Here is a 15,628-nt window from a genome sequence, read left to right as displayed (position 1 = left end):
GCCGCGCTCGGCGGCATGCCTGCCGTATTGACGCTGGCGATGCCGCTAGGCGCGGCAAACGCCCAGAACACCGCGATCCGCATCGCTTCGGTCAACCCCCCGACCACTGAATCGCTCGTGGTGGTACAGCGCGTCGCCGACCGGATCACCGAAAGAACCGAAGGCCGCGTCACCTTCCAGCTCTTCCCCTCCGGCCAGCTCGGCACCACCAACGATTCGCTGGAGCAGGCCAGCCAGGGGCAACCGATCATCACCTTCACCTCCGCTTCTTTCATGGCCACCTTCGGCGTGCCGGAGCTTGCGATCGTCGAAGGCCCGTTCATCGTCGCCGACAATGAAGAGGGCGAGCGCCTGGCGTTCTCGCCGCTCATGCAAGGTTACTATGACGAACTGGCCGAAAAATCCGGAGTGCGCATCCTGGCGCTGAACTGGTTTGACGGTCCCCGCCACATGATCGGGACGACGCCATATCCCAAGCCGGAGGATCTCAAGGGCATCCTGATGCGCGTGCCGCCGGTCGAAACCTGGATCAAGACCTTCGAACCGCTCGGCGTGGTCGCGACCACGGTCGAGGCCGCGGAAGTCTATTCGGCCCTGTCGCAAGGCGTCGTCACCGCTGCGGAGGCGCCGCTCACCGGCCTGCGCGCCAGCCGGTGGTTCGAAGTCGCCAAGCACATCACGCTGACCGGGCATTTCAACCTGTTCACCGGCTGGGTGACCAGCGAAGCCACCTTCAAGGGGCTGAGCGAAGGCGACCGCGCGATCCTGCTCGAGGAATTCCGAAAGGGCGGACAGGAATTGTCCAAGCTTTCGGAAGACAAGGCGGCCGAAATCCGCAAGGAATTCGAGGCCGCCGGCGTAACCTTCCACGACGCCGACATCGAGGCCTACCGGGCCACAACAGCGGGCTTCTACACCAGCTTCCCGCAATGGCCGGAGGGACTGCTCGAGAAGGTGAGGGCGGAGGCCACAGGCAAGTAGCAGCGCCCGGCAGGAGTAAAACCATGTCCTGGCTCGACAGAATCTTGACGACGATCGGCTCGGTCGTCCCTGCCGCGCTCCTCGGCATCGTGCTCGTCGTGGTGACGGCGAATGTCATTGCCCGCACGGTCCTCGGGGTTCCGTTCCACACCGCGCATGATCTCGCTCTGGTGTCGTTCGCCGGCGTTGTGTGGTTCGGTGTGCTCGGGGCGACGATCAACGGCCAGATGTTCGGCGTCAATTTCTTTGTCGAGCGTCTGCCCGGCCGGCTGCTGCTGGTTGCGCGGCTGCTAGCCCGGATTGTTGTGATCCTGATCGCGATCGCGGTTGTTTATGCCTCCTGGGCCCAGATCGAGACTGCCCGCTTCACAAAGTTCCTGGCATTGGGCTGGCCGAAATGGATCGTGTCGGCCGGACTGTTGGTCTCGATGCTCCTGATGATCGTCGTGCAGATGCGTGAGGCGGCAGCATTAATAGCGGAACATGGCAGCCGGAAGAGGGCGCCTTGATTGCCGCCGCCCTCGTCTTTGCGGTCCTGCTTCTGCTCGGCGTCCCGATAGCATTCATACTTCTCGGCGCATCGATCGCCTATTTCCTCGAGAACCCCATGATGGCGAGCATCGTGGCGCAGCGCATGTCGTCGTCGCTGGAGTCATTCCCCTTGCTCGCCGTGCCGTTCTTCGTGGTCGCCGGCGCGGCCATGGCCAATGGCGGCATTGCCCAGCGCCTTTACGATTTCGCCGACGGGCTGGTGGGTCACTGGCGCGGCGGCCTGGCTCAGGTCGCAGTCCTGAACTCGCTTTTCCTCGGCGCCATGTCCGGTTCGTCCAACGCCGACGCCGCGATCGACGCACGCACCATCGCGCCGATCATGCGTGAGCAGGGCTATTCGAACGGTTTCGCCTCGGTGGTCAGTGCGGCGTCGGGCGTGGTAGCGCCCATCATGCCGCCGAGCATCGGCCTGATCATCTACGGGCTGCTCACCAATACGTCGATCGGCAAGCTCTTTCTCGGCGGTGTCGTTCCTGCGTTCCTGGTTACGATCGCGCTGCTTTTGACCGTGCGCCTCGTTGCAATTCGGCGCGGCTACAAGCCTAACCGCGAACGCCGCCTGCCGGCGCGCGCTATCCTGAAGCGCGGGCGCGCGGCACTGTGGGCGCTGGCGATGCCGGTGCTGCTCATCGTGGGCTTGCGCGGCGGCTGGTTCACCCCGACCGAACTCGGCGCCATCGCTGCAATTTACGCCTTGCTCGTCGGCCTTTTCGTTTATCGCGGGCTCGGCTTCGGCGATCTCTACGCGCTGATGCGCGAATCCGCATTCACCACGGCCAGCGTGATGTTCATCGTGGCCGCTGCGGCGGTGTTCTCCATGATCCTAGCGCTCGAGCAGGTGCCGCAGCAGATCGTCGGCTCGCTGCTGTCCGTGTCCGATGACAAATCCGTCGTTCTGCTCATCGTCATGGTCGCGCTGCTCGTACTCGGAACGGTGCTTGAAGGCTTGGCGCTCCTGGTCATTCTGGCACCGCTCCTGATGCAGCTGACGCAACAGCTCGGCATAGATCCGATCCATTTCGGCGTGCTCCTGGTATTCAACACCACCATCGGTTCGATCACGCCGCCGGTCGGCACCGTGCTCTATACCGTCTGTTCGATCACCAGATGCTCGATCGAGGAGTTCTCGGTGGAGTTGGTGCCGTTCCTGGTGACGCTCGTTGCGGTCCTGCTCCTGATCGCCTTCGTGCCGCCGCTTGTGACGTTTCTCCCAAATCTGCTGTTTTAGCGGCCCGAATGAAGGGCTTTTAGGACCTGCGAATGAAATTGATCGACGCCAACACCGTTCACGAACTGCTGGACTATCCGGGCTTGGTGGCCGCCTTGCACAAGGCGCATCAGGGGCCGATGCCCGAGGCGGCGAACCTGATCCGCGACGAACCCGGCGGCGGCGACAACAAGTTCGTGGCCCTCGTTGGTTGGCAGCGCGATCAGGGAATTGCGGTCAAGATGGTCGGCGTATTCCCGTCGAACCTGGCGCTCCAGCCGCCCCAGGCCTCCGTCCAGGGACTGGTCGCAGTGTTCGATGCCATGACAGGCGCGCCGCGCCTCGTGGCGGACGGCGCCGCGATGACCTTCCGCAAGACGGCAGCCGATTCCGCGCTCGGGGCCAGCCTGTTGGCACGTAAGGACGCAAAGGTGCTGCTGGTGGTCGGCGCCGGCGGCCTCGCGCCGCACATGATCGCAGCCCACGCTTCCGTCAGGCAGTCCATCGAGCGCGTCTTGATCTGGAACCGCACATTCGTCCGCGCCGAGGCGCTCGCAGGCACCTTCGGCAAACCAGGCTTCTCGGTGGTCGCCGTCCGTGACCTGGACGCGGCGGTAGCCGAAGCGGACGTGATCTCCTGCGTCACCATGTCGACTGAACCGCTGGTGCGCGGCGCTTTGTTGAAGCCTGGCACACATCTCGATCTCGTCGGTGCCTATCTTCCCATGATGCGTGAGGCGGACGACGAGGCAATCAGGCGCGGGTCGATCTTCGTCGACACGCGGAATGGAATGGAGGGCGCTGGCGACCTTCGCCAGCCAGTCGATCGCGGCGTGATCACCTGGGAAGCCGTTTCGGCCGATCTCTTCGAGCTTTGCAGCGAAAGAAGCGTCGGCCGGCGCAGCGATACCGAAATCACCATCTTTAAGAACGTCGGCGCAGGCCACCTTGACCTGTTCACGGCACAGCATCTCGCCTCAGTTCTTGCCCATGAGGAGTAGCCGGCGTGACATGCCAGATTTGGAAGCAGGCAACTTGACGGGAAGCAAGCTCTTGCGGTGCAAAGAAAAAGCAGGCACCCGAAGCTGGTGGAACGGATGACCGGCATGCTCGAAACCGATGTAGCAGCGCCGCTCTCGTTGCGGAGGGACAATGGCTCAAAAGCGGCCTGACAAGGCCACCATCGCGGACGTCGCCAAGCTTGCCGGGGTCAGCACGGCGACCGCCGGACGCGTCCTGGGCGATTACGGCTACTCGAGCGCAGAGATCCGCGACAAGGTCCGCAGCAGCGCCGAACAACTGGGTTATCGTCCCAACCTCCTGGCGCGCAGCCTGATAACCGGGCGAACCAAGACCATCGGCGTCGTCACCGGCGACATCCAGAGTCCGTTCTATGCCAGCATAGTGAGGGGAATTTCCGATGTTGCCCGGACCCAGGGCTTCGGCGTGATCGTGACCAACAGCGACGAGCGCCTCGACCGCGAGGTCGAGGCGGTGCAGCTGCTTCTGGAAAAACAGGTCGACGGCCTGATCGTCTCGCCGTTCGACCTGCATGGCTCCGACCATCTCCACGCCGCAGTCGACAGCGGCTGCCCGGTCGTCCAGATCGATCGAATCGTCAAAGGCCTCACCGCCGATTCCGTAACAGTCGACAATCGCGGCGCGTCGAGGGACTGCGTCGCCTTCATTCTCGCTTCCGGCCACCGGCGCATAGGCATGATAGCAGAACTCGTCCGATCCCAGTTCGACAGCGTGGAAGAATTCGCCGACGCGATCAGGCGTTCGGCCGTGGATACCCGCTTCCTCTTTCCGAGCTGGCAGCGGCTTTACGGGTATATCGAGGCGCACATGAATGCCGAGATCGAACTCGACCTCGACCTGGTGCCGCCGGTCCGTGCCTATTCCGCGGAGGCCGGCAAGAAGGAGACAATGAACCTCATGCGCCGGCATGAACCGCCGACTGCCCTTTTCACGGCGGACGGCCTCATGTCGGCGGCCGCGATGGACGCCATCACCTCACTCGGCATGCAGGTACCGTCCGACCTGTCGCTCGCCTGCTTCGACGATCTCGACTGGATGCGGTTTTCGAAGCCGGGCATAACGGCGATCGCGCAGCCCCTGACGGAATTGGGTGAAGCCGCCGCAAACTTCATCCTGGACCGCATCAACGGAGAAACAGGCGAGGCAAAACACGTCGCGCTCCGCCCGACGCTGACCGTTCGCGGCTCGGTCATCCGTCCGGTGCCTGCCTGACCCGCCCCACCCAATTAACGCCTGAAGCCCATCTCTGCCCGGTTGCCGCGTGGGTTGGCGCGGAGCGAACCCAAGGGAGCGCCGTGCCCCGCCGCGCTGGCTTACAGCCAACCGACCGGGAAAAATCATCGGGGAACGCTTGGTTTGACTGCTTGAGGCTTGACGTAGCGACAAATTCGACACACGATGTGAGAACGTTCGCACACAGCTGCGAGCTGTGCTCGAAGATGGAGACCGGGCATCGCTGTAAAGGCGGCAAGGCTGCCCGAACGACCGAACCAACGGCCGTCAAAAAGGTCCGCAATGACTTAACGAAACGGAGGAGTACCGATGATCAATGCAAACAGACGAACCGTCACCCGCTGGGCGGCCGCATTCGCAATAGGCCTGGCCGTGGGCGGCGGAAGCGCAGAAGCGCAGGACAACCCCTACAATCTGATTGACCCCACAATGATCAGCGTCGGCACGATGAGCGACGCGAAGCCTTATGTCTTCACCGATGAGAACGGCAACATCACCGGCTTTGATCCGGAACTGTTTCTCGACGTGGCGCAGCGCCTCGGCTTCGACAAGGATCACGTCACCTTCACCGGCCAGGATTTTGCGGCTCTGATGCCTTCTGTGGCGAATGGCCGATTTGACGTCGCAGCCGCTGCGATCGGCACCACTGATGAGCGAAAGAAGAACGTCGATTTTTCCGATGGCTATCTTGCCGGCTATCTTTCGGTGATCTCGGCGGACGACAAGCTGTCTTCGGACGACGCCCTCAAAGGCAAGCGACTTGGCGTCATTCAGGGGACGCTTCAGGAGATCTACGCAACCAAGACCTACACGAGCACGGATCTGGTTAAATTCCCGGACAACAACGCGGCGGTCGCGGCCTTGAACAACGGGACCATAGACGCGCATTTCACCGACTACGAAAGCGCCAAGCAATATGTCGAGCGCTATTCCGAGCTGAAGATCACCATCAACGTACCATCTTTCGACGCCCCTGCCGGCTTTGTGGTAAAAAAGGGGAACGACGCCTTCCGCGAAGCCCTCAACAAGGCGCTTGCGCAAGCGATGCAGGACGGCACCTGGAAGCGTATCCACGAGAAGTGGTTTCCCGGCACCCCGATGCCTGCGGAATATCTGCCCAAGTAATTATGCGCGGTCTCCGATCGAGATCATCAGTTCCGGCCGTGAGGCCGGAACCCTCGGGCAATGAGGAACCCTGCTGAATGGACTGGCTAGAGACGCTCAGGCGCAGTTTCCTCGACTGGGAATCGATGGCGGCAATTCTGCCGAACATGATCATGGTCGGGCTCAAGAACACACTGATATTGGCGGCGGCATCGACGCTGCTGGGAACAGTGATCGGCATGGTGCTTGCCGTCATGGGCATCTCAGAAAACCGCGCTCTGAAGCTGATGGCGCGCGTCTATACCGATATCTTCCGCGGCCTGCCGGCGATCGTCACCATCCTTTTGATCGGCCAAGGCTTTGCGCGCGTCGGACGCGAGCTGTTCGGCCCGTCGCCCTATCCGCTCGGCATCCTGGCGCTCAGCCTGATTGCCGGAGCCTACATCGGCGAGATTTTTCGGTCCGGGATTCAGAGCGTCGAGCGCGGGCAAATGGACGCCTGCAGGACGCTCGGCCTGACCTATCACCAAGGCATGCGACTGGTCGTCATCCCGCAAGGTATCCGGCGCGTTCTGCCGGCGCTGGTCAACCAGTTCATCGGAAACGTCAAGGATTCCAGCCTCGTCTACTTTCTTGGCCTGCTGTCGTCGGAGCGAGAGCTCTTTCGCGTCGGTCAGGACCAGGCCGTTCTCACCGGCAACCTTTCTCCATTGCTCCTCGCCGGCATTTTCTATCTCATCATTACCGTTCCGCTGACTCACCTCGTCAATCATATCGACAGGCGGCTGCGCGAAGGAAAGCGTATCGCAGTGGCAACCAGCGGCCTCGCCGAGCTGGACGAAATCGACTCGGCGGTCGCCAGGGAGGCTGCCCGGCCTGCTGAGCAGGCTTCTCCGTCGAAGCAATACAAGGGAGGCAGCATCAAGGTTCGCGGGCTCGATATGTTCTACGGTGATCACCAGGTTCTGAGGGGCGTCGATCTCTCCGTTGCACCCGGGACTGTGACCTGCCTCATCGGGCCGTCCGGTTCGGGCAAGTCGACGCTGCTGCGCTGCCTGAACCGGCTGGTGGACGGCCGATCCGGCGACATTTTGCTCGACGGCAGGAGCATCTATCAGGAGAAGCCGGACACTGTGCGCCGGCGCGTCGGCATGGTTTTCCAGCATTTCAACCTGTTTCCGGACAGGACGGCGCTGGACAACTTGACCTTGGCGCTACGCAAGGTCCGGGGCCTCTCTACGGCCGAGGCTAAGCGGGTCGCGGAAGCGCGGTTGGCCGAAGTGGGTCTGCTGGAGCGCAAGGATTTTCGTCCTGCAAATCTATCAGGTGGCCAGCAGCAGCGCGTGGCGATCGCACGCGCCTTGGCCATGGAACCCGAGGTGATGCTATTCGACGAGGTGACCAGCGCGCTCGACCCCGAACTCGTGAAGGGTGTGCTCAACCTGATGGCCGATCTCGGTCGCCGAGGCATGACGATGGTGGTCGTGACCCATGAGATGGCGTTTGCGCGCAAGGTAGCTGACCAGGTGGTGTTCATGGACGAAGGGCGCGTGATCGAAGCCGGCAGCCCGGGCGCGATTTTCGACGATCCGCAAAGTGCTCGCCTGAAACGGTTCCTCGCCGAGGTCCTGTAGCAACCCGCGAAAATAGGCGCCCGGAAGTATAGAGCCGGTACCGCGGACAACCAATCCCAACGTCTGGAGAATGACCTCCCATGAATGCACGCCCGCAAGTCTCGAAAGTCGTCGTTGTCGGCGGCGGCATCTTCGGGGTCTCTTCCGCAGTCAATTTGGTGCGCCTCGGCATCAAGACGGTCCTCGTAAACGACGGTCCGCTCGCCAATGGCGCATCCGGCCGCTCGCTTTCGTGGCTCAATTCGTCGCGCAGGCGATCCGCCGATTATCACCGCCTGCGCATGGCCGGCATCGATCGTTATCGCACTTTGGCGTCAAAGAATCCCAGTCTGCGATGGCTGCGCTTTGACGGCGGACTGACGTGGGACGCGGATGATGAAAATAACGAAATCTCCGACATCTTCAGGCATGAGCGCCATCTGGGCTATGAGGCCCACTTGCTATCGAGCGAAAAAGTAGCCGCCTATACGCCGGGGGTCGATGCCAAAGCCATCACGCCGCAGGGAGCAATATTCAACCCCGGGGAGGGCTGGGTGGACCTTCCCTCCCTGATCGCCTTCCTGTCGAAGGAGTTCGTGGAACGCGGCGGCGAACTGGTCACGGGTGCCGGTCGCGCCGTTGTCACGGTGACCGACGGACGCGCCACGGGGGTGACGACGGAAATTGGTTTGCGGATTGATGCCGACGCTGTGCTGGTAGCGACCGGTGCGGATGTGCCGGAGATGGCCGCTGCTGCGGGTTCGCGAATCGCGGAAGCGACGCCAGTTGCGCTCCTTGTCCGGTCGAAGCCCCTGAGCCTACCTTTGCGGGCAGTGTTGAACACGCCGCGGGTCGCGATCCGGCTGACGCCGACGGGCGCGCTGGTACTCGATTCTGCCTGGTCTGAGGAGGAAGTCATCAGGCACCCGGACGGAAGCTTTGGGGTGAGAGAATCGACTGTCCAGGGACTTCTCGACGAAGCGTCAAAGGTGCTCGAGGGTAATCCAAAACTGGAGCTCGAGACCTACGGGGTCGGGCCGAAGCCGATCCCCGGCGATGGGGAGCCTGTGTTCGGTGAGCTTGCGGAGGCCGGCGGATATTTCGTGGCTTTCAGCCACAGCGGCGCAACGCTGGGTCTCATTGCAGGCGAGTTGCTGGCCGACGAGATCGCCAATGGTGCAAGGAACCCGCTGTTTGATCGCTTCCGACCGGAGCGGTTTTCTTGAGAGGCGCCTGACCTCAGTCGCATGGTTGGGATCGGCCGAATTGCGAACAGCTCCGCTCACATTGTTTGGGCCTTCCTAAAAGTTGCCCGAAGACGCCGGCACAAGCGGTTTGCCGGCGCACGATCGCCAAACCATCCAACAGATGCTGCTCGCTGTCCCAAGTGGTGGGCGACAGCCAAGGCGTTCGAGGGATACCGCTTAGTGGAGAATAGAAGGTCGGTAATGGTGGAAAGGCAGCACATCGGTATCGAGGTCGCGAAGGTGACGAGGCCAAGTATCCGGGCAGGCTGCCCACCGCCATGCGCCAACGGGACGGGGTTAGGAAACTCGACCAACAAGGTATGTCCCGCGCGAACATCGCTGCTACCTTGAGGATCAGCGAACGAAGCGTCTATCGCGCGCTCGCAGGTTGATCGAGGGCATCCACTCCCGCACGAGTTCCGCCCGCACCTTTTGCCTCCGTTGGGCTTGTCCGTGACGGTGCGGAAATGCGGTCAAGCTGCCGCGGTCGCAGACATGACTTCCGTCGCCTAGCTGCTGCCGGGCAACTTCGGTGAGTTCAACAACCTGGACTTCAAGGTCAGTGTGGCCACCGCTGGCAACGCACATAGCTGCGCAATAGGCCGTCCACCGACCTGAAACCTGAGGCCGCTCCATTCGCAAAAGTGGCGGTATGACCCCTTCTTGACGTCTGAAAGGCTCGTCACGCCATCTGCGAGCACGCGCAACGCCCGCAGTGTTGCCGTGTGATTGGTGAAGCGCTTCTTTTCGAGCTTGATCGGATCGGCTTCCTTGAGCGCGATATTGCGCCCTGCCGCCGCACTATTCGGTTGACCGCCTTGCGGTTGAACACCGGGATCCGGAGCGCAGAGATCGCGGACCGTCACTGCTTCGACGACCGCGCGCTTGCCGCCTTTGATCCCCGACCAGTCGCGGCCGCTCGCTTTCAAGATGGCATCGCCCCAAACTTCCATTGCTACGTCGGTTACGTAGCGCTCGGCCGCCTCGTTGACGTTGGCACCCGTCGTGCCTGCGAGGCTGGTACGACCTTGTCGGTCACGAGCCGTTCAACGAACTCGCGCGCGAGGTCCTCCGTCAGCGTGACATTCGTGTGTTGCGCACGTTGTCAGCAGTCACGGAGCGGCCGAAGCCGCCCCGCATTCAAACCCTTGAGCCCGGGTCACTTCTGCCGGTGCAGCTTCCGTCTCGTCTTCGGGAGTTCGAACTGGCGAACGGCGGAGGCCTTGTTGCGCTTCGGAGCGATGAAGGTTTTCACTGGTGCGCGGTCGGGCTTGCCCACGCAGTTTCCGCGAACCAGCTTCTCTCCACGGGCGCAATTCTTGGTCAGCGTCGCGATGCGCAGGCACTTCTTGCCGACAAGCTTCAAGCCCTTTTTGCAGAGGATGCTGACTTCCGGCTTCTTGACGCATTTGCCGTTGACACGCAGTTCGTTGCGCTTGCAGGCCTGCACGATCTCCGGCTTCTTCACGCACATCTTGCCGACCTGCTTGTAACCAGGCAGGCAATGGATGCTGACGCCGGGCTTCTTCACGCATTTGCCGTCGACGCGGATCTGGTCGCGTTTGCAGGCGACGACGATCACGGGCTTCCTCACGCATTTCCTGCCGACGAGATCGAAGCCCGGCTTGCAGAGGATGCTGACATCAGGCTTGCCGACGCACTTGCCGCGGACCAGCTTTTCGCCGCGATCGCATTTCGGCTCAGGCGTCACGATGATCGCGGGGAAGACCGGCCTGGCCGGGTTCGGGCGCGGATCAATGGTCACGTCGTCGACATCCGGATCGATCGCCGGGTTGTTGCAGGTGAAGTCTTCCTTGTCGACGGCAACCGTAACCGGCGCCGGCTGCAATTCCTGCAGCGTGCACTGGATCGAACGCGTCTTGGTGATCGAGAGGTCGTGCGCGCCATAGGCTTCGAACACGCCGCTGCCCTGGTTGTAGCCGGTCGCCGTTCCGGTGAAGAAGGCGCCGTTGGAGCAGCTTATGCGGTAGTTGAAGTCGCCTGGCGCCTGACGGGTCACCTCGAAGAAAACCTGGCTCTTGCGCGGGCAGGATTTGTCGTGGCCGGCGCTGTCGGCGACGATCACTTCGCCCTGCCATTCAGCCTGCGGGGGCGGAAACAGCGGATCGATGTCGTTGGGCACGGTGGTCAAACCGCCGCCGCCCGGGCTGGTGCAGTGGACGGTGATGTCCTTCCAGCCGTCGAACGGCGCGAACGGGTCGTTCTCGACGATCTCTGTCTTGAACTGGAAATGAGAGGTCGTACCGACGTCTTCCCAGCTCTCATAGGTGGCGAAATAGCCGTTCCTGGCGGCGTCGAAGGAGGCCCAGGCCTGCTTGAACTCAGAGGTGATCGGCCCGCCATTCTTCTGCCGCCAGATGCGCATCGAGACCGGCCCGGCCTGGTTTGCCTGGGCGCGGGAAGTCATTTTCAGCGCCGGGCAGAGGGTGCCCGGATTGGAGCCGGATTGCAAGGTCTGGTAGGTGGTCAGGAACAGCTTCACGTTCGTTACGTCGAATTCGCCGTGATCATGCGCGAGATCGTTGGTCGGCGATTTTATCACGGGATCGCAGACCACCTGCACATCGAACTCGCCATGCGCCGAGTGAGTGGCGTAGGTGACGTCGAATGGCCATTCACCGACATTCGCCTCGGTGATGACGTTCTTCATATTGAGGATCTTGTTGGTCTCGGCGACGAAGGTGGCGTTGAACTTCTGCGAGAAGGAATAGGATTTCGTGGGGCCGTCGGGCTGGAGATGCTGGTTGCATTTGGCGATGATCTGGTCGCCATGGGGGACGACCGCAATCCCGCCTGCCGATACCGGAATTTTCGACGTGCTGAAGGTGAAGTTCTGCTGGTGCGTGTAGTCGCGGCTATTGGCAAGATCGCTCCAGATCATCGGGAAGGTCGCGCACTGCTGGGCTCCGCAGACCCCGAGCGCGACACCCACCTCGCCGACATACCCCGGCCATCTGGTGTCGAGCTTCATGTGGCCCCAGAACTGGACGTTGCCGCTTTTTAGCTTGTCCCACTTCTTGCCGTCGGTGGAGATGACATGGATCGTGGTGTTGACGCTCTCGGTATTGAAGGACATCGACTTGATGTTGGCGGGGTCCGGGAGAGCAGGTGTGGCGGAGAGGGCGGCGGCGGCCAGAGCCACGGCCGCGACGGTACATTTCATCGATTTGGTATGGATAGACATTGGTTCCTCCTGGATGATGTGCATTTCCGGAGGTGTGTCTCGCGGCCGTGCGAAATGGTTCACGGGCCGGCCGAACCATACGTGGCAAAACAAAATCCCGCCGGCTGGGCCGGCGGGGTTTCGCTTCAGGCAACTCGCCTGCTTCTATTGAATCGGCTTCTGGTTCTGCCGCTCGCGCCGCGCGGGCAGCGCAGCGGCTGGACGGTGACGCACCGTCCGTTGCGCGGCACCTCGCCGCGTTTGCAGGTCGGCTCACGCAGCATGGTCACGCATTGACCGCGCACCAGCCTTGTCCCCTTCGGGCATTCGACCACGACCGGGCGGCAACGCCCGTTCTGCAGCCTGGTGCCGCGCGGGCACACGCACTGGCCGTCCTGCGTCCGGATCTGGTCGGGCAGCAGTTCGGCACTGTCGCGGCGGCGGCCACCGCGGTTTCGGCGTCGGAGTCGGCGTGGCGCCCTGGTCGGCCGTGCAGCGGCCATTGCGGAACGTCGTCCCTTTCGGGCAGACGCAGCGGCCTGCATCGTTCATCACGAACCCTTCCGAACACTGATCCTTGGGCTGTTCGGGCTTGGAGATCGTGAACGGATGGCAGGCATATTGGCCTTCCTCAAGCGAGCCTTCGACGAGCGACTGGCCGCCGCCTTGCGCACTGGCGTATCGGGGCTTAGCACCGCCACGCAGTTGCGGCCGTTGATCGGGCCGTTCTGGTTGTCGAAGCGGCCGTCGTCCGGGATCACCACGGTGACCTGATGGACCCTGGCTTGGCGGCTCCGAGGCGCGCAAGGCGCGCATAGCCACGCGGTCGCTGCCGAGCGCCTCGGAAAAGTAGAGTTCAAGATCGAGTGCAATGCCGCGGCGCAGGCGGAGTTCAATCGCGCCATGGCGCTTTACCATTCCTTCTGGTGGCCGGCGGCGGCCGAAGCCTTCGGCGCGGTCGCACAGGCCGATCCCACATGCGGCATGGCCCATTGGGGCCGCGCAATGGTCATTCTCGACAATCCGTTCACCTGGCCGGCCAATCTGGCGCCCAAGCTGAAGGACGTATCCGCCGCACTCGAGGCCGCCCGTTCGACGGGCCTGAACAGCCAGCGCGAGAAGGACTATGTCGAGGCGGTCGCGGTGTTCGTGCGAGATCACGAAAAGGTTGATCATCAAGCTCGGCTTCGGGCGTATGAGGAGGCCATGGCCAAGCTCGCTGAGCGCTACCCTGACGACAAGGAAGCCGCGATCCTGTCGGCGCTCATCACGTCAGCAAACTTCAACCCCGCCGACAAGACTTATGCAAATCAGCTGAAGGCAGCGGGCACCCTCGAAAAATTCGTCAGCTCGAATCCCGACCATCCCGGTGTCGCGCACTATATGATCCACAGCTACGACTATCCACCGATCGCGAGGCACGGTGTCGAGGCCGCCCGGAAATACGCGACGATCGCGCCTGACTCGCCGCACGCCTTGCACATGCCGTCGCACATTTTTACGCGTCTCGGGTATTGGCGCGAGTCGATTGAATCGAACCGCGCTTCGTCAACAGCGGCAAGCGACACCACCTTCGATACACATCACGCGCACGATTACCTCGTCTATGCCCATCTGCAGCTTGGCCAAGATCGTGCTGCACGCGAAGCGATGGAGCGCTCGCGCAACATGAAGCTGGTCGATAATTTCGCAGCAGCGTACGCCTATGCTGCGATGCCCGCACGGCTCGCGCTCGAGCGTGGCGACTGGAAGCTAGCCATGGAGCTTACGTTGACCCCGGCCGCTGACGCCTACCCTTGGAAAAAATACCCCCAGGCTGAGGCTGTGAATGCATTCGCCAAGGCGATCGGCGCGGCGCGCAGCGGTAATGCGGTTTTCGCGCGAGAACAGCAAGCACGGCTGTTCACGCTGCGCGATGCTGCCCATGAGGCAAAGCTCGCTTACTGGATCGAGCAGATCGACATCCAGGCGGAGATAGCGGGCAGTCTTGCACTTTGTGCGGAAGGCAAGTCCGACGAGTGCATTGAGGGCATGAGAAAGGCCGCCGCCCGTGAGGACGCTGCCGAAAAGCACGTCGTGACACCGGGGCCGATTACTCCCGCCCGTGAGTTGCTCGCCGATCTCTTGCTCGCGTCAGGACTGGCCGGCGAAGCGCTGCAGGAGTACGAGGCGGTTCTGAATAAGGAGCCGAACCGCTATCGAACCGTTCTCGGCGCCGCGAGGGCTGCAACCCGCTCAGGCGACGAGAGCCGAGCCCGAGACCTGTTCAAGCAGCTCGCCGAACTCGGCAAGGACGCGGATTCCGACCGCGACGGCCTCGAAGAAGCACGTCAGTCCCTCAGACGAGGTTGAGGCGCTTCGCCCTTGCCGGACAATCCGGCAAGGGCCTGCGAGTTCGGCGATGCTCCCCGAAAAGCGGCCGCATCACCGGCCACAGCACGACCAAAACAGGCCGATTGCCGGCCTGACGAGCACACATGCCGCCAAGAGCTTCCACCCCGCGGCAGTTCTCTCTCTTCACGTATGTTCTGAGCCTCTATCGACCGGATCGCAAGAACCTTTACGTCTCAAGAGACCAGCTGCAGAACTGGCTCGCAAAATGCCAAGACCAACAGCCAAGTCCGCTTTCAGTTAGTGGCAAGGCTGACGTCGATGGCCGACATTGGGGCGTATTTTGGCGAATGCGTTTCGAATCCCGCCCGGTTCGCCAGCTCTGCCTATTGCGCAGGCGATCGCTGTCATAGGCGGCGTCGGCCATGACGAAGTCGGCGATCAGGGCATCGGCTTGCGGGATCGCCTTTCTGGCCAGCCGAGAGCGCGAAACGAACAGGCATCCCAGCCCGCGCACGGCCATCTGGATCTTAGTGCTCAGGCCCCCCCGCGGGAACGGTCAAGGGACTGATCTTGAGCCCCATCTTTGCGCCGGCGGCGTGCTGGTGGGCGCGGATGATCGTGGGTCGACGATCAGGTACTCAACGTCGGGATGGTCCGACATCGCCGCGAAGATGCGCCACCAGAGTCCCTTGTGGTTCCAGCGGCTGAAGCGTGCAATCGTCGCCGATGATGTGGGGCCGACATCCGCTCCCATTGGTCGTCGCGAAGGATCAGCGGATCCAGAATTCCCATGGCTGCTGCTGCCGCTCCTCTCTGGCGACGGCGGCGTCGACAGCCGCTGCCAGTTCCAAGGTTGTGCTCACGCCTGTTCGGGAAAGCGTCTGAGGTAGCTGGCGTGTTCATGCTCTGGGCTTCGAGGCGCCCGGATCTCTCCATCCTCGACGGCATATTCTTGAACAACTCACGACCATCACGCATGCCGAGGCTCTGCTCAAAGGCGGCGTGTGCCCCTCTGTTCGAGGGGAATGCGCTTACTTCTTGGGAGCGACTTCAGCAGGGAGATACCGCGAGATTTCGAAGCCTGCGGCGACCTCACACATAGTCGGTTTTGTCCAGTTCTTCTTCATTCGTC

Annotated in this window: 13 protein-coding genes and 1 pseudogene; 9 read left to right on the top strand and 5 right to left on the bottom strand. The window is 62.3% G+C overall.

The annotated features are described in order from the left end of the window. From dctP to MAXJ12_RS31600, 8 genes are all read left to right on the top strand, one after another. A partial coding sequence (gene dctP, locus MAXJ12_RS31635) for a TRAP transporter substrate-binding protein DctP (RefSeq protein ID WP_008840283.1) occupies positions 1-981 on the top strand: 981 nt, incomplete at its 5' end. A 23-nt stretch (positions 982-1,004) separates the two neighbouring features. Next, positions 1,005-1,490, top strand: coding sequence for a TRAP transporter small permease (locus tag MAXJ12_RS31630; protein WP_008840282.1), 486 nt, complete (start codon positions 1,005-1,007; stop codon positions 1,488-1,490). After that, on the top strand, positions 1,487-2,761 hold the full coding sequence (locus tag MAXJ12_RS31625) for a TRAP transporter large permease (protein WP_008840281.1): 1,275 nt from the start codon (positions 1,487-1,489) through the stop codon (positions 2,759-2,761). The genes MAXJ12_RS31630 and MAXJ12_RS31625 overlap by 4 nt, the downstream gene beginning before the upstream one ends. Before the next feature lie 32 nt (positions 2,762-2,793). Then, positions 2,794-3,741: an ornithine cyclodeaminase gene (locus MAXJ12_RS31620; protein WP_008840280.1), complete on the top strand. Its 948-nt coding sequence runs from the start codon at positions 2,794-2,796 to the stop codon at positions 3,739-3,741. A 151-nt stretch (positions 3,742-3,892) separates the two neighbouring features. Continuing rightward, positions 3,893-4,993 carry a LacI family DNA-binding transcriptional regulator gene (locus tag MAXJ12_RS31615; protein WP_008840279.1) on the top strand — a complete coding sequence of 367 codons (1,101 nt, stop codon included), beginning with the start codon at positions 3,893-3,895 and terminating at the stop codon, positions 4,991-4,993. A 330-nt stretch (positions 4,994-5,323) separates the two neighbouring features. Further along, positions 5,324-6,139 (top strand): ABC transporter substrate-binding protein, encoded by an 816-nt coding sequence (locus MAXJ12_RS31610; protein ID WP_008840278.1) that lies wholly within the window; start codon positions 5,324-5,326, stop codon positions 6,137-6,139. A 77-nt stretch (positions 6,140-6,216) separates the two neighbouring features. Continuing rightward, entirely contained in the window at positions 6,217-7,752 is a 1,536-nt protein-coding gene (locus MAXJ12_RS39770; protein WP_008840277.1) for an amino acid ABC transporter permease/ATP-binding protein, read from the top strand. An 80-nt stretch (positions 7,753-7,832) separates the two neighbouring features. Beyond that, a complete protein-coding gene (locus MAXJ12_RS31600) occupies positions 7,833-8,957 on the top strand; it encodes an NAD(P)/FAD-dependent oxidoreductase (RefSeq protein WP_008840276.1) in 1,125 nt (374 codons plus the stop codon). A gap of 530 nt (positions 8,958-9,487) precedes the next feature. On the opposite strand, the gene MAXJ12_RS31595 is transcribed toward MAXJ12_RS31600, so the two are convergent. The 3 genes from MAXJ12_RS31595 to MAXJ12_RS38375 all read right to left on the bottom strand — a co-directional run bounded on the left by MAXJ12_RS31595 (position 9,488) and on the right by MAXJ12_RS38375 (position 13,341). Continuing rightward, on the bottom strand, positions 9,488-9,931 hold the full coding sequence (locus tag MAXJ12_RS31595) for a hypothetical protein (RefSeq protein ID WP_008840275.1): 444 nt from the start codon (positions 9,929-9,931) through the stop codon (positions 9,488-9,490). A gap of 206 nt (positions 9,932-10,137) precedes the next feature. After that, positions 10,138-12,183 carry a hypothetical protein gene (locus MAXJ12_RS31590; RefSeq protein ID WP_139044155.1) on the bottom strand — a complete coding sequence of 682 codons (2,046 nt, stop codon included), beginning with the start codon at positions 12,181-12,183 and terminating at the stop codon, positions 10,138-10,140. Positions 12,184-12,435: 252 nt separating this feature from the next. Beyond that, a complete protein-coding gene (locus MAXJ12_RS38375; protein WP_210160949.1) occupies positions 12,436-13,341 on the bottom strand; it encodes a hypothetical protein in 906 nt (301 codons plus the stop codon). Between the two features lie 27 nt (positions 13,342-13,368). Between MAXJ12_RS38375 and MAXJ12_RS31580 the strand changes: the two genes are divergently transcribed. Then, a complete protein-coding gene (locus tag MAXJ12_RS31580; RefSeq protein ID WP_193364387.1) occupies positions 13,369-14,514 on the top strand; it encodes a tetratricopeptide repeat protein in 1,146 nt (381 codons plus the stop codon). 367 nt (positions 14,515-14,881) lie between these two features. Here the strand turns inward: MAXJ12_RS31580 and MAXJ12_RS36205 are convergent. Continuing rightward, positions 14,882-15,288 (bottom strand): annotated as a pseudogene (locus MAXJ12_RS36205) (transposase); the annotation flags it as partial. 239 nt (positions 15,289-15,527) lie between these two features. After that, entirely contained in the window at positions 15,528-15,623 is a 96-nt protein-coding gene (gene pqqA / locus MAXJ12_RS40300; RefSeq protein ID WP_139044156.1) for a pyrroloquinoline quinone precursor peptide PqqA, read from the bottom strand. Between the last annotated feature and the right edge of the window lie 5 nt (positions 15,624-15,628).

The sequence above is a fragment of the Mesorhizobium alhagi CCNWXJ12-2 genome, from assembly GCF_000236565.1.
Classification (GTDB): Bacteria; Pseudomonadota; Alphaproteobacteria; order Rhizobiales; family Rhizobiaceae; genus Allomesorhizobium; species Allomesorhizobium alhagi.
The sequence above is the reverse complement of the archived record's forward strand: the minus strand, read 5'-3'. Positions and strand labels throughout refer to the sequence as shown.

Coding starts and splice junctions, on each gene's coding strand:
- MAXJ12_RS31620 (WP_008840280.1), top strand. CDS start 2,794: ATGAAATTGATCGACGCCAACACCGTTCACGAACTGCTGGACTATCCG.
- MAXJ12_RS31595 (WP_008840275.1), bottom strand. CDS start 9,931: ATGGAAGTTTGGGGCGATGCCATCTTGAAAGCGAGCGGCCGCGACTGG.
- MAXJ12_RS39770 (WP_008840277.1), top strand. CDS start 6,217: ATGGACTGGCTAGAGACGCTCAGGCGCAGTTTCCTCGACTGGGAATCG.
- MAXJ12_RS31590 (WP_139044155.1), bottom strand. CDS start 12,183: ATGTCTATCCATACCAAATCGATGAAATGTACCGTCGCGGCCGTGGCT.
- MAXJ12_RS31580 (WP_193364387.1), top strand. CDS start 13,369: ATGGCCAAGCTCGCTGAGCGCTACCCTGACGACAAGGAAGCCGCGATC.
- MAXJ12_RS31610 (WP_008840278.1), top strand. CDS start 5,324: ATGATCAATGCAAACAGACGAACCGTCACCCGCTGGGCGGCCGCATTC.
- MAXJ12_RS31630 (WP_008840282.1), top strand. CDS start 1,005: ATGTCCTGGCTCGACAGAATCTTGACGACGATCGGCTCGGTCGTCCCT.
- pqqA (WP_139044156.1), bottom strand. CDS start 15,623: ATGAAGAAGAACTGGACAAAACCGACTATGTGTGAGGTCGCCGCAGGC.
- MAXJ12_RS31615 (WP_008840279.1), top strand. CDS start 3,893: ATGGCTCAAAAGCGGCCTGACAAGGCCACCATCGCGGACGTCGCCAAG.
- MAXJ12_RS31600 (WP_008840276.1), top strand. CDS start 7,833: ATGAATGCACGCCCGCAAGTCTCGAAAGTCGTCGTTGTCGGCGGCGGC.